Raw genomic sequence first — 21,851 nt, 5'->3', positions numbered from 1 at the left:
CACCGCAAGAAGGAGACATGGAGATGGCACACGTCTGGCAGGGAGTCCTGCGCGAGTACGCCGATCGACTCGGAGTCACCGAGACCTCGACGGTCGTGACGCTCGGCGAGGGCGGTACACCGCTCATTCCGGCGGCGGCGCTGTCGCAGCAGACCGGCGCGAACGTCTTCATCAAGTTCGAGGGCATGAACCCGACGGGCTCCTTCAAAGACCGCGGCATGACGGTGGCCCTCTCTCGCGCCGTCGAGCACGGCGCGAAGGCCGTCATCTGCGCGTCGACCGGCAACACCTCGGCATCCGCTGCCGCCTACGCGGCGCACGCGGGCATCACGGCAGCGGTGCTCGTGCCGGAGGGCAAGATCGCGATGGGCAAGCTCAGCCAGGCGGTCGTCCACGGCGGCCGGCTGATCCAGGTGCGCGGCAACTTCGACGACTGCCTGGAGATCGCGCGAGAGCTGGCGGACAACTACCCCGTCCACCTCGTCAACTCGGTCAACCCCGACCGCATCGAGGGGCAGAAGACGGCCGCCTACGAGGTCGTCTCTCAGCTCGGCGACGCGCCCGACTTCCACCTCATCCCGGTGGGCAACGCCGGCAACTACACGGCGTACTCGCGCGGATACCGCGAAGAGGCCGCACGCGGCGTCGCGACCAAGGTGCCGCGGATGTTCGGCTTCCAGGCAGAAGGTTCGGCGCCGCTCGTGCGCGGCGAGGTCGTCCGCAACCCCGAGACGATCGCCTCGGCCATCCGTATCGGCAACCCGGCGTCGTGGGAACTCGCCCTCGAAGCCCGCGACGCGACGCAGGGCTGGTTCGGCGCGATCGACGACGCGCGCATCCTCGCGGCCCAGAAGCTGCTCGCCAGCACGGCCGGCGTCTTCGTGGAGCCGGCGTCGGCCATCGGTGTTGCGGGCCTGCTCGACCGTGCCGCCGCGGGCGTCATCCCCGCGGGCGCCACGGTCGTCATCACGGTCACCGGACACGGTCTGAAGGACCCCCAGTGGGCCCTGCGCAACGCCGATGGCACCGAGGTCGAGCCCACGGTGGTCGATGCGACCACCAGTGAGGTCGCGTCCGTCCTCGACCTGGCATGACCACCCTCGCTTCCGTGGAACGCTCCGTCGCGGTCCGTGTACCCGCCACGAGTGCCAACCTCGGTCCCGGGTTCGACACTCTGGGCCTCGCTCTGAGCTCGTATGACGAACTCACCGTCACCGCTCTGCCGGAGCGTGGACTGGAGATTCTCGTGTCGGGCGAGGGGGCGGCCGATGTCCCGACCGATGCTTCGCACCTGGTCGTGCGCTCGATGGCCTACGCCTTCGAGGCCGTCGGGCGCGAGATGCCCGGCATCCGTCTGGAGGCGCACAACACGATTCCGCACGGGCGGGGCATGGGATCGTCGGGTGCCGCCGTCGTCGCGGGTCTGCTCGCGGCGAAGGGCCTGCTCGCCGGCGAGGTCGAGATCGGCCCCGATGCGCTGCTGCGCCTCGCGACCGAGCTCGAAGGACATCCCGACAACGTCGCTCCCGCGCTGTTCGGCGGACTGACGATCGCGTGGATGGACGAGAACGGTCCGCAACACAAGAAGCTCCTCGTGCACCGCGGCGTCTCGCCGCTCGTGTTCGTTCCCGATTTCACGATGTCGACCGCCGTCGCCCGAGGTCTCGCACCTCTTCAGGTGCCTCGTGAGGATGCCGTGTTCAACGTCTCTCGCTCTGCGCTGCTGATCGCAGCCCTCACGCAGAGCCCGGAGCTGCTGATGGCTGCCACCGAGGACAAGCTGCACCAGTCGTACCGCGCGCAGGCGATGCCGGCGACCGATCAGCTCGTCCGCGCGCTGCGGGCACGCGGCTTCGCCGCCGTCGTCTCCGGCGCAGGGCCCAGCGTGCTCGTGCTCGCGGACGGCCCGGGTCAGCGTCTGGAGGCGGCGGAGGTCGCGGCATCCGTGACGGAAACCCCGTGGGAGCCGCGCATGCTCGCCGTCGACGTCAAGGGTGGTACAGTGAGGAACCATACGGAGGGTGCCACGGCGTGACCGTGAATCTGGCCTCCGTCGCAATTCTGCGAACCACCGCATAACCCTCACGTTGCACCATCGCGCGTCTGAGCTAAGACGTGCATGCGCGCACGAGAGCGGTAGCGCCTGTCGTGGACGGCGCGATGCGGACGGTATCCGTCCACATGCCTACGAAGGAGAACTCGTGGAGTCCCTCTCCGAGATCCAGACTGAGAACACCGAGAACGTCGAGGGCGCGCAGTCCGCCGGCGCCGAGGAGACCACCGCCGACGAGACCACCGCTGCCGCAGAGGAGTCGGCTGCCGAGGCCGTCCAGACCGAGGCGCCCGACGTGGAGGTGCCTTCGGATGCCGAGGCACCCGCCGCGGCGGAGCCCGAGGCCGCGGCGGAGTCTGAGGCCGCGGCGGAGCCTGCGGCGGTCGAGCCGGCTGCCGCGGAGGTCGAGCCCACCGCCGAGCCCACCGCCCCTGAGGCCGAGCCCGTCGCTGCGGAGGCACCGGCTGTCGCCGAGGAGAAGCCCGCGAAGGCTCCCCGCAAGCGTGCGCCGCGCCGCGCGAAGAGCACCGATGTCCCGCCGGCCGAGCCGGCCGCGGACGAGGCTGCTGCCGACGTGACCGAGGGCTCGACCGCAGAACCCGTCGCCGCGACGCCGACGACCGCCGACGAGGCGCCGGCCGCCGAGACCGCGCCCGAGAGCGCCGAGAGCGCCGAGAGCGACACGAGCGCCGCCGTGGCGGAGACCGCAGACACCGCCGAGACGGCCGAGACCGAGGGCGCCGCCGCCGACGCGTCGGCCACCGCGGAGGGCGCGTCGGAGACCGAAACCCCCAGCCGCAGCCGCTCGCGCAGCCGCAGCCGCAGCCGCAACCGCGGGCAGCGCGGTGAGAACGGCCAGGGCGCGCAGAACGCTCAGGGCAATGCGTCGCCCGCCGCCGCCTCCGACGAGAGCGCCGACAGCGACGACGAGCAGTCCCAGGGCCGCGGCCGCCAGCGCAACAAGCGTCGGGGCCCGGCGCAGAACGGCGACGAGTTCGAGACCGAGATCGGCGAGGACGACGTCCTCATCCCGATCGCCGGCATCCTCGACGTCCTCGACAACTACGCCTTCGTGCGCACGACCGGCTACCTGCCGGGTGCGAGCGACGTCTACGTCTCGCTCGGCCAGGTCAAGAAGTACAACCTGCGCAAGGGCGACGCCGTCGTCGGCGCCATCAAGCAGCCGCGCGAGGGCGAGCAGTCCAGCCGCCAGAAGTACAACGCGCTCGTGAAGGTCGATGCCATCAACGGGCTGTCGGTCGACGACGCCGCCGAGCGTGTCGAGTTCGGCAAGCTCACGCCGCTGTACCCGCAGGAGCGCCTGCGCCTGGAGACGGCGCCCGAGAAGCTCACGCAGCGCATCATCGACCTGGTCGCCCCCATCGGCAAGGGCCAGCGCGGCCTGATCGTCGCGCCCCCCAAGGCCGGCAAGACGATCGTGCTGCAGCAGATCGCGAACGCGATCGCGACGAACAACCCCGAGGTCCACCTCATGGTCGTGCTCGTGGACGAGCGTCCCGAAGAGGTCACCGACATGCAGCGGACGGTCAAGGGCGAAGTCATCGCCTCGACCTTCGACCGTCCCGCCGAAGATCACACCACGGTCGCGGAGCTGGCCATCGAGCGCGCGAAGCGACTCGTCGAGCTCGGCCGCGACGTCGTCGTGCTGCTCGACTCGATCACGCGACTGGGGCGCGCGTACAACATCTCCGCGCCCACCAGCGGTCGCGTGCTCAGCGGCGGCGTGGACGCGTCGGCGCTCTACCCGCCCAAGCGGTTCTTCGGCGCGGCCCGCAACATCGAGAACGGCGGGTCGCTGACCATTCTCGCCACCGCGCTCGTGGAGACCGGCTCCAAGATGGACGAGGTCATCTTCGAGGAGTTCAAGGGCACCGGCAACAGCGAGCTGCGCCTGTCGCGCCAGCTGGCCGACAAGCGGATCTTCCCGGCCGTCGACGTCAACGCGTCCTCGACCCGCCGCGAAGAGATGCTGCTGAACCCGGACGAGGTCAAGATCACCTGGAAGCTGCGTCGCGCCCTCGCCGGCCTCGACCCGCAGCAGGCCCTCGAGGTGGTGCTCGGCAAGCTCAAGGAGACGAGCTCCAACGTCGAGTTCCTCTACCAGATGCAGAACGTGCAGATGAAGTCGGTGTCCACGGCCGGCGGCGGCCACAGCCACGGGCACGAGAACAGCATCCGCTGAGCGGGCTCGCCGTGTTCGAGTCCGTCCAGGCGCTGATCGACGAGCACCGCGCGGTTCAGGAGGAGCTCTCCGACCCCGCGGTGCACGCCGATGCTGCGCGCGCCAAGCGCGTCAATCGTCGCTACGCCGAGCTGTCCCGGATCGTCGCTGCCCACGATGCGTGGCGAGCGGCGGACGACGACCTCGCGGCGGCGCGTGAGCTCGCCCGTGAGGACGACGCCTTCGCCGAGGAGGTTCCGGCGCTCGAAGAGCGGGTCGCTGCAGCGCAGGAGAAGCTGCGGCGCCTGCTCATCCCGCGCGATCCGGACGATGCGCGCGATGTCATCCTCGAGGTCAAGGCGGGGGAGGGCGGAGCCGAGTCGGCGCTGTTCGCGGCCGATCTGCTGCGGATGTATCTGCAGTACGCGGCATCCATGGGCTGGAAGACCGAGCTGCTGGAGCGCAACGAGTCCGACCTCGGGGGCTACAAAGACGTCCAGGTCGCGATCAAGGGTTCCTCCAGCGACCCGGCGCAGGGTGTCTGGGCGCACTTGAAGTACGAGGGAGGGGTGCACCGCGTGCAGCGTGTGCCCGCCACCGAGTCGCAGGGCCGGATCCACACCTCGACGACGGGCGTGCTCGTCTTTCCCGAGGTCGACGAGCCCGAAGAGGTGCAGATCGATCCCAACGACCTGAAGATCGACGTGTTCCGCTCCTCCGGTCCCGGCGGCCAGTCGGTCAATACGACCGACTCCGCGGTGCGCATCACCCACCTGCCCACCGGCATCGTCGTGTCGATGCAGAACGAGAAGAGCCAGCTGCAGAACCGCGAGGCCGGCATGCGCGTGCTCCGCGCCCGCCTGCTCGCCAAGCAGCAGGAGGAGCGGGATGCCGCGGCATCCGATGCCCGTCGTTCTCAGATCCGGGGGATGGACCGTTCGGAGCGCATCCGCACGTACAACTTCCCCGAGAACCGCATCGCGGACCACCGCACGGGCTACAAGGCCTACAACCTCGATCAGGTGATGGACGGGGCGCTCGGCCCGCTCATCGAGTCGGCGATCGCCGCCGACGAAGAGGCGCGACTCGCGGCGCTGGGCGCCGACTGACCCCCGCGGACGGATCGAGGCTCGCAGGGGCGCTACGCTCGCGTCATGATCACGTTCCTGCTGCGAGCCGTCGTCTTTCTCGCCTCCGCTGCGGTCGGCCTCATCGTCGCCGACATCGTGCTGCCGGGCTTCACCATCGATTGGCGCAGCCCGGTGGGGTTCATTCTCGCGATCGTCATCTTCGCCGTGCTGCAGAGCGTCCTCGCGCCGTGGTTGGCCCGGGTGGCGCAGCGAAACGCTCCCGCCTTCCTCGGAGGCATCGGGATCGTCTCGACCTTCGTCGCGCTGGTGGTCACAGCGCTCATCCCCGGCGCCGGACTCACCATCGGCCTCCCGTGGTGGACCTGGATCGTCGCGCCGATGATCGTCTGGGTCGTCACCGCGATCGCGGCGTTCCTGCTGCCGGCTGTGCTGCTGAAGAAGAAGGTCCAGGACCGACGCGAGAGCTGAGGCGCCGGGTCCGGCGTCTCAGATGAAGTACTCGGGCGTCGTCAGCAGCGCGCGCGTCTCTTCCCCCGCGCGGCGGGAGCGAGCCGTGGCGGGGACGCCGACCAGCACGGAATCCGCGGGAGCATCGCGAGTGACGACGGCATTGGCGCCGACGACCGAGCCGGCGCCGATCGTGATCGGGCCGAGGATCTTCGCTCCCGCGCCGACCGCGACGCCGTCACCGAGGGTGGGGTGCCGCTTACCGGCGTCGCGTGTACGTCCGCCCAGCGTCACGCCGTGGTAGAGCATCACGTCGTCGCCGATCTCGGCGGTCTCACCGATCACCACGCCCATGCCGTGATCGATGAAGAAGCGGCGGCCGATCGTCGCGCCGGGGTGGATCTCCACTCCCGTCACCCACCGCGCCGCCTGGGAGAGAGCCCGCGCGGCGAAGCGCCACCCGCGACGCCACAGCGCGTGCGCGACGCGGTAGATCCAGATGGCGTGCAGACCGGAGTACAGAACCGCGATCTCCGCTGCGCCGCGGGCTGCGGGGTCTCTCAGCTTCGCGGCCGCGATGTCTTCACGGACGCGTGCGAAGGCCCCGAGCCGCGGCGCAGCGGTATCGGTAGAGGTGCCACTCACGCTTGGGATCAGTCCTCGCGCAGGTGCTCGTAGAGCGCGGTGGAGAGGTAGCGCTCGCCGAAGGAGGGGATGATCACGACGATGTTCTTGCCCTCGGCCTCCGGACGCGCGGCGATCTGCAGGGCTGCCCAGATGGCGGCGCCCGACGAGATGCCGACCAGGATCCCCTCGGTGGTCGCCACCTCTCGTGCCACGCGGATGGCGTCGTCGAACTCGACATCCACGACCTCGTCGATCACGCCCTGGTCGAGGATCTCCGGAATGAAGTTGGGACCGATGCCCTGGATCTTGTGGGGTCCGGGGGTTCCCTTGGTCAACAGCGGGGAGTCGGCGGGCTCGACGGCGATGACCTTCGCCTCGGGCACGCGCTCCTTGAGGACCTGGCCGACACCCGTGATGGTTCCGCCGGTGCCGATGCCGGCGACGAAGTAGCCGATCTCCCCGTCGGTGTCGCCGAGGATCTCCTCCGCCGTCGTCTTGCGGTGGATGGCGGGGTTCGCCTCGTTCGCGAACTGCTTGGCCAGGACCGCGCCCGGCGTGGCGGCGGCGATCTCCTCGGCCTTCGCGACCGCGCCCTTCATCCCGAGTGCGGGCTCGGTGAGCACGAGCTCCGCTCCGTATGCCTTCAGGAGCATGCGGCGCTCGACCGACATCGATGCCGGCATCGTGAGGATGACCTTGTAGCCGCGTGCGGCGCCGACCATCGCCAGTGCGATGCCGGTGTTGCCGCTCGTGCCCTCGACGATCGTGCCGCCGGGCTGCAGTGCACCGGAGGCTTCGGCCGCATCGACGATGGCGATGCCCAGACGGTCCTTCACGGAGGACGCGGGGTTGTAGAACTCGAGCTTGGCGAGCACCGTGCCGGGCAGGCCCTCGCTGATGCGGTTCAGGCGCACCAGTGGGGTGTTGCCGAATGCGCTCGTGATGTCGGAGTGGATGCCGGACATGGCTTGCCTTTCGTGCGGGGCGGGTGTCGCCGGGTCGCGCGTTCGTGCGCGCCCTCGTCAGCGTGTCGAACCAGCCTAAGCGTCGCCTGTATTCCCGAGTCGAATGTGACGAATCTTCACGGTGGGTGCGGGGCTCCCGCGGCGGGTCCGAGCGCTCGCGGCTAGGGTGGAGAAGCTGATGACCTCTCCGCCTGTCTCCGGCCCGCCTGCCGACCTGTCCGCGCTGCTGCGCGCCGCATCGGCGACCCTCGCCGCCGCGGGCGTCCCCACGCCCGACGTCGATGCCGAGCTGCTCGCCGCCCATGTGCTCTCCCTTACGCGGGGTGAACTGCTCGCCGCCGCTCTGCGCGGCGATCGGGCGCCGGACGATACCGCGGCGTTCGACGAGCTCATCCGCCGCCGTGCGACGAGGGAGCCTCTCCAGCACCTCATCGGCGTCGCACCGTTCCGCCATCTGGAACTGCGCGTCGGGCACGGGGTGTTCGTCCCGCGTCCCGAGACGGAGACGGTCGCCCAACTCGCGATCGACGCGTTGCGTGCCGTGCCGGATGCCGCGCCCATCGCCGTCGACCTCGGGACGGGATCCGGGGCGATCGCCCTGGCAATGGCGACCGAGGTTCCGCACGCGCGCGTGCACGCCGCAGAGAACGCCGTCGACGCGTATGTCTGGGCGAAGGAGAACTTCGCGGCCCACGCCCCCCAGGCGCGACTCGCGTTCATCGACCTCGCCGACGCCTTCCGCGAACTCGACGGCACGGTCGCGGTGCTGGTGTCCAATCCGCCCTACGTTCCCGATGCCGCCATCCCGCGTGACCCGGAGGTACGACACTGGGACCCTCCGAGCGCCCTCTACGGCGGAGCGGACGGCCTGGACGTCGTCCGAGTGCTCTCCGAGGTCGGTCTGCGCCTGCTGCGTTCCGGCGGAACGCTCGTGATCGAGCATGGCGAGTGGCAGGGAGCGCCCATCCGTGCGCTCCTGGATGCGGCCGGGTGGCGGGCCTGCGCCACACATCCCGACCTCACCCTCCGCGACCGCGCGACGACGGCCATCCGTCCCTGACCGCTCCCGTCGCTGAGCGCGTCGAGCCGCTCGAAACGTAGACTGGTGGGGATATGTCTGAGTTCTTCGACGCACGCGACGCCGAGCAGCTGCTTCCCGGGCTGCGCAAGGCGCGCCAGGCCATCGGTCGCGGCGAGCTCATCGTGATGCCGACCGACACGGTCTACGGCATCGCCGCAGACGCCTTCAGTGCGAGCGCGGTCGCCGCGCTCCTGGCCGCGAAGGGCCGCGGGAGGCAGTCGCCACCGCCGGTGCTCGTCGCCGGTCTGTCGACCATGCGCGCGCTCGTCGCAGAGGTCCCGGCCCCGGTCGAACGCCTCGTCGAGGAATTCTGGCCCGGCGGGCTGACGATCGTGCTGCCGTCGCAGCCCTCGCTGTCGTGGGATCTGGGAGACACGCACGGCACCGTCGCGGTGCGCATGCCCGCCGATCGCATCGCGCTCGAGCTGTTGGAGGACTGCGGGCCGCTCGCGGTCTCCAGCGCCAACCTCACGGGCAAGGCCGCGGCCGTCGACGCGCACAACGCCTACAACATGCTGCGTGACAGTGTCGCGGTGTATCTGGACGGCGGCCCCTCCACGCACGGCGTCGCTTCGACGATCGTGGACGCGACCGGACTGGTCGGCGCCGGCGATCGTCCCGTCCGGGTCCTGCGTGAGGGCGCCGTGTCGCGCGCGCGCCTGCGCGAGGTGCTCGGTGACCTGCTCGAACCCGATCCCGAACCGCTCGACGACGCCTCCGCGTCATGAGGTTCTATCTGCTCACCGTCCTGCTGACGGGCGCGGCGACGCTCGCCTTCACGTGGGCGGTGTGGCGGATCGGCATGCGCTTCAAGCTCTATCCCGAGATCCGCGAGCGCGACGTGCACACCACACCCAAGCCGCGCGTCGGCGGCGTCGCGATGTTCCTCGGCGTGCTCGTCGCCTTCGCGCTGTCGTCGCAGATCCCGTACTTCTCCATCTTCTGGGCCGATCCCGCCGTGATCTGGTCGCTGCTGGGCGCCTCCGCACTGATCGTCGTCGTGGGCGTCGCCGATGACCTCTTCGACCTGGACTGGATGATCAAGCTCGGGGCGCAGTTCCTGGCCGCCGGCATCGTCGTCGGCTTCGGCGGCATCCAGATCTTCTTCATCCCGTTCGGCCAGCAGTTCGTCGTGTCGAGCTTCGCCAGCTTCGCGATGTCGGTCGTGGCGATCGTCATCGTGATGAACGCGGTCAACTTCATCGACGGCCTCGACGGTCTCGTCGCCGGCGTCGCGCTCATCTCCAACGCCGTCTTCTTCGTCTACTCGTATCTCGTCGCCCGCGATACCGGCGCGTCGAGTTACTCGAGCCTGGCATCGTTCATCGCCGTCGCGCTGATCGGCGTGTGCATCGGGTTCCTTCCCCTCAACTGGAATCCGTCGAAGCTGTTCATGGGCGACTCCGGAGCGCTGCTGCTCGGCCTTCTCATGGCGTCGTCGGCGATCGTGTTCACGGGCAACCTGCCGCCGGCGCTGCTGGGCGACAACGACGTGTTCGGGCGTTCGCAGCTGCTCGGCGCGTTCATCCCGATCCTGCTGCCGGTCGTGGTGGTCCTCCTGCCGCTGCTCGACTTCGGGATGGCGATCGTGCGTCGCATGGCTCGCGGCAAGTCGCCGTTCTCGCCCGACCGCAAGCACCTGCACCACCGCATGCTCGATATGGGACACAGCGATCGTGATGCGGTGCTCATCTTCTACGCGTGGACCGCGGTCGTCTCGGTGGGCGTGCTGCTCATGTACATCGGCACGACCCAGGGGTGGCCGGGCGATTACACGGTCGGCGTGGTCTTCGTCCTCATCGGCGTCGCGGCCTGCCTCGTCGTCACCCTGCAGCCGTCCGTGCGTCCGCTCGCGTCACCGACCGGTGCCGCCACGTTGTCCGATCCGACCCCGAGGAATCCATGACCTCCCTCTCCAGCACCCCCGTCCTGCGCACCACACTGCTGTGGTCGGCCGCGGCCACGGCCGCGCTCGCGGTGGCCGGCGCGATCATCGGATTCGCCGTCGCCGGCGCCTCCGGGCTGTGGAGTGCGATCATCGCCATCGTCCTCGCCGCCGTGTTCCTCGGCTTCACCGCGGGGACCATACTGATCGCGAACCGGTGGTACGGCGACGCGCTCTACGTGCCGATCTTCTTCGGCGCCGTCATGGGCGGCTGGCTCCTGAAGTTCGTCGTCTTCCTGGTCGTGCTGTTCCTGCTGAGGGGACAGCCGTGGCTCAACCCCGGAGTCTTCTTCGTGGCGCTGGTGGTCAGTGTGGTCGCTTCCCTCGTCATCGACGCGGTCGTCATGACCCGGATGCGCATCCCCGCCGTCAGCGACGTGACGCTGCCCACCCTTGCGGATATCGCCGACGAGGCGCGTCAGCCGGCACCGCCGGAGGAGGGGGATGCCGCGAGCGGTACGTCGCACGCGGACGATAATGCCCCGCGGGGCTGATAGGCTGTCTCTGCGCCCGTTCGCGCTCCGCGAAACGCGTGCGCAGTGACGCTCACACCGACCATCGTCGCACCGGATCACTCCGGTGCCCCGAAGCTGGAGCCAGCGCTGTTTACCCAAGCTGCGACACTGATCGCCAAGACCGCCGAAGACGGCGGCTTCCACGGCCCGTCCATCGATGAGTTCTTCCCGGACGTCCTTTTCAGCGTCCTGGGTGTCCCGGTCACGCGGATCCACCTCATCCAGTTCATCGCGACGATCGGTCTCGTGCTCTTCCTGTGGCTCGGCACTCGCCGCATGCGCGTGGTTCCGGGTCGGTTCCAGAGCATCGCGGAGATGGGCCTCGACTTCGTGCGGGTCAACATCGCCGAAGACCTGCTGGGCAAGAAGGACGGCCAGCGATTCCTGCCGATCCTGACGACCATGTTCTTCATGATCCTGTTCTTCAACATCACAGGAATCATCCCGTTCATGAACCTGGCGGGTACGAGCATCATCGCCGTCCCGCTCATGCTGGCGGTCATCAGCTACGTCACGTTCATCTACGCCGGGATCAAGAAGAGCCCGAAGAACTTCTTCAAGAACGCACTGTTCCCCTCGGGCGTGCCCCCGTTCCTGTACATCATCGTCACGCCGCTCGAGTTCCTCTCGACGTTCATCATCCGACCCGTCACCCTGACGCTGCGACTGCTGATGAACATGATCGTCGGACACCTGATGCTCGTCCTGTTCTTCTCAGCGACGCAGTTCTTCCTCATCACCCTCGGTGGCTGGTGGTCGGCTCTGGCGGCGGGTTCGCTCGCCTTCGGTCTCGCCTTCACGCTGTTCGAGATCCTGGTGGCCTTCCTCCAGGCGTACGTCTTCACCATCCTCACCGCGGTCTACATCCAGCTCGCGGTCGCAGAAGAGCACTGAGCGGGAGCGGCTTCCGCCTCTCCCACCCAACCCCGAAAGGAAACACCCCGTGGACGCAATTACGGTTCTCGCCGAGCTCAAGGGCAACGTCGCGACGATGGGCTACGGCCTCGCCGCCATCGGCCCCGCCATCGGCGTGGGCATCGTCGTCGGCAAGACGATCGAGGGCGTCGCCCGTCAGCCCGAGCTGGCCGGTCGCCTGCAGGTCCTGATGTGGATCGGTATCGCCTTCACCGAGGCGCTCGCCTTCATCGGCATCGCCGCCGGCTTCATCTTCGTCTGATCGCCCGCACCAGTTCTTAAGGAGACAGGATGCGCAATCTTGTCGCGTACGCCGCGGAAGAGTCGGGTCTCAACCCGCTCATCCCCGCCTGGTACGACATCATCTGGTCGGGTGTCTGCTTCATCGTCATCCTCATCGTTGTGTGGAAGGTCGCCCTCCCCAAGATGAAGGTGCTGCTGGATCAGCGCGCCGCCGCCATCGAAGGCAACATCGCGAAGGCCGACGAGGCCCAGCGAAAGGCCGAAGCCGCTCTTGAGGAGTACACGGCGCAGCTCGCCGAGGCTCGCAAGGAGGCCGGCGAGATCCGTGACGCCGCCCGCGAGGACGGCAAGAAGATCGTCGCCGAGGCCAAAGAGACGGCATCCGCCGAGGCCGCGCGCCTCACCGCCACCGCGCACACGCAGATCGAGGCGGAGCGCCAGTCGGCGCTCGTGTCGCTGCGCAGCGAGGTCGGCACCCTGGCGCTCGACCTGGCCGGCGGGGTCATCGGCGAGTCGCTGACCGACGACGCCAAGGCGAAGGGCGTCGTGGACCGCTTCCTCGCCGACCTCGAGAAGGCGAAGTAATGGGCAGCGCGACCACTCAGGCACTGGCGACGACCACGGCGGAGCTGACGACGGCGAACGTGGGGGACCTCGCGGTCGCTCGCGAGCTGTTCTCGGCCGCGCGCGAGATCGCCGACTCGGCGCAGCTGAGCGGCGCGCTCTCCTCGTGGGGTGCGCCCGCAGAGGCGCGGGCACAGGTCGCCAAGGTCGTCTTCGCCGGGTACAGCCCCGTCGCGGTCCAGCTGCTGACCTCGGCCGTCTCGCAGCGCTGGTCGTCCACGACGGATCTGATCTCCGGCATCGAGGAACTCGCGATCCGCGCCGCTGCGATCGGCTCACCCGCGACCGACGTCGAGGGCGAGCTGTTCCAGATCGCCCGCCTGGTTGCGGCGAACCCGGAGCTCGAGCTCGCGCTCGGCAGCCGCCTGGGCGATGCCGCTGCGAAGGGCGAGCTCATCGAGAAGCTCCTCGGCGGACGCGCGGGTGAGGCGACGGTGCTCATCGCGTCCCAGCTCGTGCAGCAGCCCCGGGAGCGCCGCGTGCGCTTCCTTCTGAACCGCGCGCTGCAGCTGGTCGCCGATCAGCGTGGCAAGAAGGTCGCGACCGTGCGGGTGGCGGGCCCGCTGGATGCCGCGCAGCAGGAGCGCCTCGCGGGCGCGCTCAGCACCCGATACGGCGCCGACGTCACGGTCAACGTGGTCGTCGATCCCGAGGTGCTCGGCGGTATGCGCGTGGAGATCGGTGACGACGTCATCGACGGCACCGTCTCCTCTCGAATCAACGACTTGCGCCAGCGCCTCGCTGGCTAGAACAGAAGGAACACCATGGCAGATCTGACCATCAGCCCCGACGTCATCCGTGACGCGCTGAAAGACTTCGTCGCCGCTTACGAGCCCACCGGCGCCGCCGCCACCGAGGTCGGCACGGTCGTCGACGCCGCCGACGGCATCGCTCACGTCGAGGGTCTTCCCGGCGTCATGGCCAATGAGCTCGTGCGATTCGAGAACGGCGTCGAGGGTCTGGCGCTGAACCTGGACGAGAACGAGATCGGTGTCGTCGTCCTCGGCGAGTTCTCCGGCATCGAGGCAGGCCAGAAGGTCACCCGCACCGGCGAGGTTCTCTCCGTCGCCGTCGGCGATGGCTACCTCGGGCGCGTCGTCGACCCGCTGGGCAACCCCATCGACGGCCTCGGCGAGATCGCGACCGAGGGCCGCCGTGCCCTCGAGCTGCAGGCCCCCGGCGTCATGCAGCGTAAGAGCGTGCACGAGCCCATGCAGACCGGCATCAAGGCCATCGACGCGATGATCCCCGTCGGACGTGGCCAGCGTCAGCTGATCATCGGCGACCGCCAGACCGGCAAGACCGCGATCGCGATCGACACGATCATCAACCAGAAGGCCAACTGGGAGTCGGGCGACGTCAACAAGCAGGTGCGCTGCATCTACGTCGCGATCGGTCAGAAGGGCTCGACGATCGCCTCCGTCAAGGGAGCGCTCGAGGATGCCGGCGCGATGGAGTACACGACGATCGTCGCGGCCCCTGCATCCGACCCGGCCGGCTTCAAGTACCTCGCTCCGTACACCGGCTCGGCCATCGGTCAGCACTGGATGTACGGCGGCAAGCACGTCCTGATCATCTTCGACGACCTGTCGAAGCAGGCCGAGGCCTACCGTGCCGTGTCGCTGCTGCTGCGCCGCCCGCCGGGCCGCGAGGCGTACCCCGGTGACGTCTTCTACCTCCACTCGCGTCTGCTGGAGCGTTGCGCCAAGCTGAGCGACGAGCTGGGCGCGGGATCGATGACGGGTCTGCCCATCATCGAGACCAAGGCCAACGACGTCTCGGCGTACATCCCGACCAACGTGATCTCCATCACGGACGGCCAGATCTTCCTGCAGTCCGACCTGTTCAACGCCAACCAGCGCCCCGCGGTCGACGTGGGTATCTCGGTCTCTCGCGTCGGCGGTGACGCCCAGGTGAAGTCGATCAAGAAGGTCTCCGGAACGCTCAAGCTCGAGCTGGCCCAGTACCGCTCGCTCGAGGCCTTCGCGATGTTCGCCTCCGACCTGGACGCGGCCTCGCGCCGCCAGCTCGAGCGTGGTGCCCGTCTGACTGAGCTGCTCAAGCAGCCCCAGTACGACCCGTACCCCGTCGAGGAGCAGGTCGTGTCGATCTGGGCCGGCACCAACGGCAAGCTCGACACGATCGCGGTCGAGGATGTGCTCCGTTTCGAGCGCGACCTTCTCGACTACCTCAAGCGCAACACGACCATCCTGGACACGCTGCGTGACACCAACGTGCTCGACGACGCCACCGTCGCAGAGCTCACCAAGGTCACCGACGAGTTCATCCTGGAGTTCCAGGGCGGCAAGGGCCAGGCGATCAACAAGCCGGGTCACGAAGAGGTCGCCGCCGCGCACGAGGAGGACGTGAACCAGGAGCAGATCGTCAAGGGTCGTCGCGGCTGAGGCCGGGCGCAATCTGAGACCGAGAACTCATGGGAGCACAACTCAGGGTCTACAAGCAGAAGATCGCTTCTGCTCAGACGACCAAGAAGATCACGAAGGCGATGGAACTCATCGCGGCTTCGCGCATCCAGAAGGCGATGGCGCGCGTGCGCGCATCCTCGCCCTTCGCGCGGGCCGTGACGCGAGCCGTCTCCGCCGTGGCGACGCATTCGAACGTGCAGCACCCGCTGACGACCGAGCGCGAGACGATCCGCCGGTCGGCGGTCGTCATCTTCGCCTCGGACCGGGGCCTGGCGGGCGCGTTCAACTCGCAGATCCTGCGCGAGGGGCTGCAGCTCGGCGAGCTGCTGCGTTCGCAGGGCAAGGAGGTCGAGTACTTCCTCGTCGGGCGCAAGGCAGTGGGCTACTTCCAGTTCCGTCGGATGGCATCGGCAGGGGAGTGGGTGGGTGACACCGACACGCCGCACTTCAACACGGCGGAGCAGATCGCCGGCGCCCTTCTGGACGCCTACGACCGCGGCGGCCAGGAGCAGGGCGGCGTCGACGAGATCCACCTCGTGTTCAACCGCTTCGTCAGCATGATGACGCAGGAGCCGCAGACCGTGCGTCTGCTGCCCCTGGAAGTCGTCGAGGCCGACGAGGTCGTCGAGTCCGCCGGAGCGAGCAGTCAGGTCTATCCGCTGTACGAGTTCGAGCCCAGCCCCGAGGTCGTGCTCGATGCGCTGCTGCCGGTGTACGTGCAGAGCCGCGTGTTCAACGCGCTTCTGCAGTCGTCGGCCGCCAAGCACGCTGCGACCCAGAAGGCGATGAAGAGCGCCAGCGACAACGCCGACAAGCTCATCACCGACTACACCCGCCTGCGCAACAACGCGCGTCAGGCCGAGATCACTCAGCAGATCGCCGAGATCGTCGGCGGCGCCGACGCGCTGGCGTCCGGCAAGTAACGACCACACCGAAAGAGACAGACAATGACTGCCACCGCCACCGCCGATAAGGCCGAGACGACGGTCGTCGGGCGCGTTGCACGCGTCACCGGCCCGGTCGTCGACATCGAGTTCCCGCACGATGCGATCCCCGACATCTACAACGCGCTGAAGACGACCATCACGATCGGCGACGAGTCGACCGAGATCACGCTCGAGGTCGCACAGCACCTCGGCGACGACCTGGTGCGCGCCATCTCGCTCAAGCCCACCGACGGCATGGTCCGCGGTCAGGAAGTGCGCGACACCGGCGGCCCCATCACGGTTCCCGTCGGCGACGTCACCAAGGGCAAGGTCTTCAACGTCACCGGTGACGTGCTGAACGCCGCCCCCGGTGAGACCATCGAGGTCACCGAGCGCTGGGGCATCCACCGCCAGGCGCCGAACTTCGACCAGCTCGAGTCGAAGACCGAGATGTTCGAGACCGGCATCAAGTCCATCGACCTGCTCACCCCTTACGTCCAGGGTGGAAAGATCGGCCTGTTCGGCGGCGCCGGCGTCGGCAAGACCGTCCTGATCCAGGAGATGATCCAGCGCGTCGCTCAGGACCACGGCGGCGTGTCGGTGTTCGCCGGTGTCGGTGAGCGCACCCGTGAGGGCAACGACCTGATCGGCGAGATGGAGGAGGCGGGAGTCTTCGACAAGACGGCCCTCGTCTTCGGCCAGATGGACGAGCCGCCGGGGACGCGTCTGCGTGTCGCTCTGTCGGCCCTCACGATGGCGGAGTACTTCCGCGACGTGCAGAAGCAGGACGTGCTGCTGTTCATCGACAACATCTTCCGCTTCACCCAGGCCGGCTCGGAGGTCTCGACGCTGCTCGGCCGTATGCCGTCCGCCGTGGGCTACCAGCCCAACCTGGCCGATGAGATGGGTGTGCTCCAGGAGCGCATCACCTCGACCCGCGGTCACTCGATCACCTCGCTGCAGGCGATCTACGTCCCGGCCGACGACTACACCGACCCGGCCCCGGCGACGACGTTCGCCCACCTCGACGCGACGACCGAGCTTTCGCGCGAGATCGCGTCGAAGGGTCTGTACCCCGCCATCGACCCGCTGACGTCGACTAGCCGGATCCTCGACCCCCGTTACATCGGTGAGGACCACTACCGCGTGGCCACTGCGGTCAAGCAGATCCTCCAGAAGAACAAGGAACTGCAGGAGATCATCGCCATCCTGGGTGTCGACGAGCTCTCCGAAGAGGACAAGATCGTCGTGTCGCGCGCACGCCGCATTCAGCAGTTCCTCTCGCAGAACACCTACATGGCGAAGAAGTTCACCGGTGTGGAAGGCTCCACGGTTCCGATCAAGGAGACCATCGAGTCCTTCGACGCGATCGTGAAGGGTGACTTCGACCACGTCGCCGAGCAGGCGTTCTTCAACGTCGGCGGCATCTCCGACGTCGAGGAGAAGTGGGCGAAGATCCAGAAGGAGAACAGCTGACATGGCGCTGACCGTCACCCTCGTCTCCGCGGAGGAGGAGGTCTGGCACGGCGAGGCGAACCTCGTCGTGGCGAAGACCGTCGAGGGCGAGATCGGCTTCATGACCGGTCACGAGCCCGTCCTCGCGATCCTTGCCGAAGGCCAGGTGCGTATCACGCAGTCCGACGGTACAAAGGTCGTTGCCAGTGCGCAGGACGGCTTCCTTTCGATGGAAGGCAATGAGCTGACCATCGTGGCCGGACACGCCGCGCTCGAGTCCTGATCGCCCACGGAGAACTGTCCGTCACCACTCCCCGCTCGAGAGGCATCGCTCTCGAGCGGGGAGTGGTTTCTCGTTGTGCGCGAGGAGAGCACCCATGTTGATCCTGTTGCCGCCGTCGGAGACCAAGCGCCCGGGCGGTCGCCCGCGCGCTGTCGACATCGCCGGGTTTGCGCTTCCCGAGCTCCGCGCCGCACGCGAGTCAGCCGTGGACGCCCTTGTGGCATTGAGCGCCGACGAGGAGCGCGCTGCGCACGTGCTCAAGCTGTCGCGGCGCCAGCGCGAGGACATCGCCCACAATGCGACGCTGCGCAGCGCACCGACGTTGCCGGCGGTCGACCGCTACACGGGGGTGCTCTTCGATGCGCTGGATGCTGCCACCCTGACCGCGGCGTCGCGGCGCTGGCTGGGCGCTCACGTGCTCATCCACTCCGCGCCGTTCGGACCGGTCGCCGCGCTCGATGCGATCCCGACCTACCGGCTCGCCGCCGGAACGGCGCTCCCCGGCATCCCGCCCCTGAGGCGTCACTGGGCGGGTGAAGTCACCGAGGCTCTGCGCACGGCCGCGCCGTCGTTCGTCCTGGATCTGCGCTCCGAGGCGTACGTCGCCCTTGGCCCCGTTCCGTCGGACGTGGCGTCCGCCTACGTGCGCGTGGTGACGATCGGCGAGGACGGCGCGACACGTGCACTCAACCACTTCAACAAGCACGGCAAGGGGGCTTTGGTCAGAAGGCTCGCGGAAACCCGCCCGCGCATCGCGACGCGCGAGGCGCTCCTGGCGTGGGCCGAGACGGCGGGCGTGACGCTGCAGGACGGTGCGCCGGGGGAGATCGATCTCGTCGTGTGATCAGTCGCGCGCGGTGTGGGCGGCGGTTCGTTCTGTGTTCTCGGCAATGGCCACGAGGGCGACCCCGGACTCGATGATGAAGCGCAGCACGACGACGGCGAGGAACGCGACGACGGGAACGACGATCAACGTCGACAGGATGAGCGCGATGCCACCGCCCAGGTTCCACCACAGCGAACCGATGCCGGAGATGAGACCCCACAGGAACGTCGCGATGAAGGCGATGCCGATCGCGACGAGGCCCACGAGATAGAAGACGCTTGCCAATCTGCGAGTGATGAACCGCGTGAACGACAAGTCGAACAGGGCGGAGAGGAAGCCGCGACCGATGTCGTCGAGGTCGCCGACCAGCCGTGGAACCCCCGTGTCGTCGACACCGGCGATGCCCGCCCCGGATGCCGTGTCGCGCGCCACCTCTTCCGCGGGACGCGGCGGCAGCGGCGGGAGAGAGGACTCGGTCATCGGCGTTCCTTCCGGCGCGGACGGCAGTGCGCCCAGGCTATCGGCTGCGTCGCGGACGGGTGGGGACACGCGCGCGAAAGAGACGTCGCGCCGGTGTGCTCGCTACCAATACGATGTGAGCCGGAGCCGGCCAGGGTGGTCGCGCTCGACGGCGAGAATCGCCGGGGGAGGTACTCATGGATGATTACTCGGGCGGGAGCGCTGCCGCCGCTGCAGCTGCCCTGATCGTGTTTGCGTTCTTCGTCTTCATCTTCGCGGTGATCGGCTATGTGATCAGTGCGTTCTTCCTGATGAAGATCTTCGACAAGGCGGGAGTCCAGGGCAAGTGGCGCGCCTGGGTGCCGATCTACAACTTCATGGTGTTCGCAAAGCTCGGCGATGTCAGCCCATGGGTCATGCTGGGCGCCGTTGTGGCGTCGGGCCTGCTGAGCCAGGTCCCCGTTCTCGGTTGGATCATCGCGCTGCTCCCGATCGTCGTGGGCGCCCTGGCCGCGTGGCGCGTGGGGCAGAAGCTTCAGAAGGAGACGCCCTGGGTCATCCTCTACGTCCTGCTCGGACTCGTGTGGCTCGGCATCCTCGCCTTCGACAAGTCGCGCTGGAACCCGAACGTGCCGCCCGCGCCGTGGGCGGCGAACGGCTTCCTCGCCGACCGCACCGTCTGGCAGGGCGTTCCCGTCCAGACGTCGGCGGCGCCCGCGGGCTACACCCCTCCTGCGGGTTACCAGCCGCCGGCGGGTTACCAGCCGCCGGCGCCTCCGGCCGGATATCAGCCGCCCGCGCCGCCGGCAGCCACCGCACCGCCTGCTGCTCCCGAGCCGCCGACCACGGAACCGCCGACCGCGGAGCCGCCGACCGCTCCGGAGCCGCCGCGCTCCTGATCGTCCTCACCGCTCAACCGCCCGGGTTCGCTGACAGCGCACCCGGGCGGTTGAGCATGGCAGCCCGGCGGGCGTAGCGTCGATTCGCGCTTGTTGTGGCGGGCGCGGAAAGGCGGCGCCGTGCTCGGCAGGATCCTCGTGCGCTATCTCGCGCCCACGTGGCCGTTGCTCCTCCTGGTGGTGATCTTCCAGCTCGGCCAATCGGTCGCGTCGCTGCTGTTGCCCACGCTCAATGCCGACATCATCGACAACGGCGTGATCACGGGCGACATCGGCTACATCTGGCGGACCGGCGGCGTGATGCTCGGGATCAGCGTCGTCCAGATCGTCTGTTCGCTGGTCGCGGTGTACTTCGGTTCGCGGCTGGCGATGGGCCTCGGTCGTGCGGTGCGCGCCGATCTCTTCCACCGCGTCGTCGCCTTCTCGCAGCGCGAGGTCGGGCAGTTCGGGGCGCCGTCGCTGATCACCCGCAACACGAACGACGTCCAGCAGGTGCAGATGCTCGTTCAGATGTCGGCGACCGTGATGGTCTCCGCGCCGATGCTCGCGATCGGAGGCATCGTGATGGCGGTGCGCCAGGACGCGGGATTGTCGTGGCTGGTGGCGGTGTCGGTGCCCGTGCTGCTGGTGATCGTGTCGCTGGTGGTCGTGCGGATGGTCCCCGCCTTCACCACCATGCAGGCGCGCATCGACCGGCTCAACCAGATCATGCGCGAGCAGCTCACCGGCATCCGCGTCGTCCGCGCCTTCGTCCGAGAGAACGAGGAACGGCACCGCTTCACGCGCGCCAGCGAGGACGTGATGGAAACCGCCCTTCGCGCCGGAAACCTCATGGCCGTGATGTTCCCGGCGGTCATGCTCGTCATGAACCTGTCCTCGGTGGCGATCATCTGGTTCGGGGCCGCCGAGGTGCAGAACAACGGCGTGCAGATCGGCACGCTGTTCGCGTTCCTGAGCTACATGATGCAGATCCTCATGGGTGTCATGATGGCGACGTTCATGTTCGTGATGATCCCGCGCGCGGCGGTGTGCGCCGATCGCATCGGAGCCGTGCTGGAGACGGAGCCGTCCGTGCACGCCCCCGAGGCGCCCGTGCGAGCCGCCGGGGCCGGGGGACGCGTCGTCTTCGACGACGTCGAGTTCACCTACCCCGGTGCCGAGTCGCCAGTGCTCCAGGGCATCGCCTTCGCCGCCGAACCCGGAACCACGACGGCGATCATCGGTTCGACCGGCGCAGGAAAGTCGACGCTCGTCGGCCTCATCGCTCGGCTCTTCGACGTCACGGGGGGAGCGGTCACCGTCGACGGTGTCGACGTCCGCGAGCTCGATCCCGACGACCTCTGGGCCCGCGTCGGTCTCGTCCCCCAGCGCGCATTCCTGTTCGCCGGCACCGTCGCGTCCAACCTCCGCTACGGCGACGCCGCCGCCAGCGACGCGCAGCTCTGGGCGGCGCTGGATCTTGCGCAGGCGAAGGACTTCGTCGCGGCCCTGCCGGGCGGACTGGACGCCCCGATAGCGCAGGGCGGCACCAACGTCTCGGGTGGCCAGCGCCAGCGCCTCGCGATCGCTCGGGCATTGGCGCGGCAGCCCGAGATCTACATCTTCGACGACTCGTTCTCCGCGCTCGACCTGCGGACCGACGCCGCCCTTCGTCGCGCGCTCGATGCGCATCTTCCCGAGGCGACGCGGATCGTCGTCGCGCAGCGGGTATCGACCATCCGCCACGCGGACCAGATCGTCGTGCTCGATCACGGCCGGATGGTCGGACGCGGCACGCACGACGAGCTGGTGGAGACCAACGAGACGTACCGCGAGATCGTCGAGTCGCAGCTCGCGGCGCAGGAGGCATGATGAGCGGTCCGGGACCTCGAGGACCGCGCGGCGGTCCG

Annotated in this window: 23 protein-coding genes; 20 read left to right on the top strand and 3 right to left on the bottom strand. The window is 68.5% G+C overall.

Annotation, left to right across the window (positions count from 1 at the left end; all coding sequences use genetic code 11):
- Positions 1–23 precede the first annotated feature (23 nt).
- From thrC to ACT53O_RS00840, 5 genes are all read left to right on the top strand, one after another.
- Positions 24–1,094 carry a threonine synthase gene (gene thrC, locus ACT53O_RS00860; RefSeq protein WP_135948701.1) on the top strand — a complete coding sequence of 357 codons (1,071 nt, stop codon included), beginning with the start codon at positions 24–26 and terminating at the stop codon, positions 1,092–1,094.
- The gene (thrB, locus tag ACT53O_RS00855) at positions 1,091–2,035 is read left to right on the top strand and encodes a homoserine kinase (RefSeq protein ID WP_476150969.1); all 945 of its coding nucleotides are present in this window, start codon (positions 1,091–1,093) and stop codon (positions 2,033–2,035) included. The genes thrC and thrB overlap by 4 nt, the downstream gene beginning before the upstream one ends.
- 166 nt (positions 2,036–2,201) lie before the next feature.
- Entirely contained in the window at positions 2,202–4,256 is a 2,055-nt protein-coding gene (gene rho / locus ACT53O_RS00850) for a transcription termination factor Rho (protein WP_476150967.1), read from the top strand.
- An 11-nt stretch (positions 4,257–4,267) separates the two neighbouring features.
- Entirely contained in the window at positions 4,268–5,344 is a 1,077-nt protein-coding gene (gene prfA, locus ACT53O_RS00845) for a peptide chain release factor 1 (RefSeq protein WP_112932662.1), read from the top strand.
- Between the two features lie 45 nt (positions 5,345–5,389).
- A complete protein-coding gene (locus ACT53O_RS00840; RefSeq protein WP_476150965.1) occupies positions 5,390–5,794 on the top strand; it encodes a hypothetical protein in 405 nt (134 codons plus the stop codon).
- Positions 5,795–5,812: 18 nt separating this feature from the next.
- Here ACT53O_RS00840 and epsC read toward each other — a convergent pair whose 3' ends face one another.
- Positions 5,813–6,418, bottom strand: coding sequence for a serine O-acetyltransferase EpsC (gene epsC / locus ACT53O_RS00835; protein ID WP_036285880.1), 606 nt, complete (start codon positions 6,416–6,418; stop codon positions 5,813–5,815).
- Positions 6,419–6,426: 8 nt separating this feature from the next.
- Positions 6,427–7,365 (bottom strand): cysteine synthase A, encoded by a 939-nt coding sequence (cysK, locus tag ACT53O_RS00830; protein WP_476150963.1) that lies wholly within the window; start codon positions 7,363–7,365, stop codon positions 6,427–6,429.
- A gap of 178 nt (positions 7,366–7,543) precedes the next feature.
- Here cysK and prmC point away from each other — a divergent pair, with 178 nt between their 5' ends.
- From prmC to yaaA, 13 genes are all read left to right on the top strand, one after another.
- Complete coding sequence (prmC, locus tag ACT53O_RS00825; RefSeq protein WP_476150961.1) at positions 7,544–8,425, top strand: peptide chain release factor N(5)-glutamine methyltransferase; 882 nt, start codon at positions 7,544–7,546, stop codon at positions 8,423–8,425.
- Positions 8,426–8,478: 53 nt separating this feature from the next.
- The gene (locus ACT53O_RS00820) at positions 8,479–9,174 is read left to right on the top strand and encodes an L-threonylcarbamoyladenylate synthase (protein WP_112932664.1); all 696 of its coding nucleotides are present in this window, start codon (positions 8,479–8,481) and stop codon (positions 9,172–9,174) included.
- On the top strand, positions 9,171–10,352 hold the full coding sequence (locus ACT53O_RS00815; RefSeq protein ID WP_476150959.1) for an MraY family glycosyltransferase: 1,182 nt from the start codon (positions 9,171–9,173) through the stop codon (positions 10,350–10,352). The genes ACT53O_RS00820 and ACT53O_RS00815 overlap by 4 nt, the downstream gene beginning before the upstream one ends.
- Positions 10,349–10,885: a Cg1360 family ATP-synthase-associated protein gene (locus ACT53O_RS00810; RefSeq protein ID WP_112932666.1), complete on the top strand. Its 537-nt coding sequence runs from the start codon at positions 10,349–10,351 to the stop codon at positions 10,883–10,885. Before ACT53O_RS00815 ends, ACT53O_RS00810 begins: the two co-directional genes overlap by 4 nt.
- A 45-nt stretch (positions 10,886–10,930) precedes the next feature.
- Complete coding sequence (gene atpB, locus ACT53O_RS00805) at positions 10,931–11,800, top strand: F0F1 ATP synthase subunit A (RefSeq protein WP_112932667.1); 870 nt, start codon at positions 10,931–10,933, stop codon at positions 11,798–11,800.
- Between the two features lie 49 nt (positions 11,801–11,849).
- Positions 11,850–12,083: an ATP synthase F0 subunit C gene (gene atpE / locus ACT53O_RS00800; RefSeq protein WP_005048632.1), complete on the top strand. Its 234-nt coding sequence runs from the start codon at positions 11,850–11,852 to the stop codon at positions 12,081–12,083.
- Positions 12,084–12,112: 29 nt separating this feature from the next.
- Positions 12,113–12,649: a F0F1 ATP synthase subunit B gene (locus ACT53O_RS00795; RefSeq protein ID WP_476150957.1), complete on the top strand. Its 537-nt coding sequence runs from the start codon at positions 12,113–12,115 to the stop codon at positions 12,647–12,649.
- Positions 12,649–13,437, top strand: a complete 789-nt coding sequence (locus ACT53O_RS00790; protein ID WP_036317401.1) for a F0F1 ATP synthase subunit delta — start codon at positions 12,649–12,651, stop codon at positions 13,435–13,437. The genes ACT53O_RS00795 and ACT53O_RS00790 overlap by 1 nt, the downstream gene beginning before the upstream one ends.
- A gap of 15 nt (positions 13,438–13,452) precedes the next feature.
- Positions 13,453–15,093: a F0F1 ATP synthase subunit alpha gene (gene atpA / locus ACT53O_RS00785; RefSeq protein ID WP_039414518.1), complete on the top strand. Its 1,641-nt coding sequence runs from the start codon at positions 13,453–13,455 to the stop codon at positions 15,091–15,093.
- Positions 15,094–15,122: 29 nt separating this feature from the next.
- Entirely contained in the window at positions 15,123–16,037 is a 915-nt protein-coding gene (locus ACT53O_RS00780; protein ID WP_036317403.1) for a F0F1 ATP synthase subunit gamma, read from the top strand.
- Between the two features lie 24 nt (positions 16,038–16,061).
- Positions 16,062–17,516 (top strand): F0F1 ATP synthase subunit beta, encoded by a 1,455-nt coding sequence (gene atpD, locus ACT53O_RS00775; RefSeq protein ID WP_294946553.1) that lies wholly within the window; start codon positions 16,062–16,064, stop codon positions 17,514–17,516.
- Position 17,517: 1 nt separating this feature from the next.
- Positions 17,518–17,778 (top strand): F0F1 ATP synthase subunit epsilon, encoded by a 261-nt coding sequence (locus ACT53O_RS00770; protein ID WP_039414524.1) that lies wholly within the window; start codon positions 17,518–17,520, stop codon positions 17,776–17,778.
- A gap of 94 nt (positions 17,779–17,872) precedes the next feature.
- The gene (gene yaaA, locus ACT53O_RS00765) at positions 17,873–18,622 is read left to right on the top strand and encodes a peroxide stress protein YaaA (protein ID WP_294946558.1); all 750 of its coding nucleotides are present in this window, start codon (positions 17,873–17,875) and stop codon (positions 18,620–18,622) included.
- Here the strand turns inward: yaaA and ACT53O_RS00760 are convergent, their stop codons facing one another.
- Positions 18,623–19,084: a DUF4282 domain-containing protein gene (locus ACT53O_RS00760; protein ID WP_036316030.1), complete on the bottom strand. Its 462-nt coding sequence runs from the start codon at positions 19,082–19,084 to the stop codon at positions 18,623–18,625.
- Positions 19,085–19,260: 176 nt separating this feature from the next.
- Between ACT53O_RS00760 and ACT53O_RS00755 the strand changes: the two genes are divergently transcribed.
- The gene (locus ACT53O_RS00755; RefSeq protein WP_036316033.1) at positions 19,261–19,962 is read left to right on the top strand and encodes a DUF5684 domain-containing protein; all 702 of its coding nucleotides are present in this window, start codon (positions 19,261–19,263) and stop codon (positions 19,960–19,962) included.
- 120 nt (positions 19,963–20,082) lie between these two features.
- The gene (locus ACT53O_RS00750; protein ID WP_036316035.1) at positions 20,083–21,813 is read left to right on the top strand and encodes an ABC transporter ATP-binding protein; all 1,731 of its coding nucleotides are present in this window, start codon (positions 20,083–20,085) and stop codon (positions 21,811–21,813) included.
- Positions 21,814–21,851 lie beyond the last annotated feature (38 nt).

Source organism: Microbacterium sp. DMC48 (genome assembly GCF_056313825.1).
This window is presented reverse-complemented; position numbering and strand designations above follow the sequence as displayed.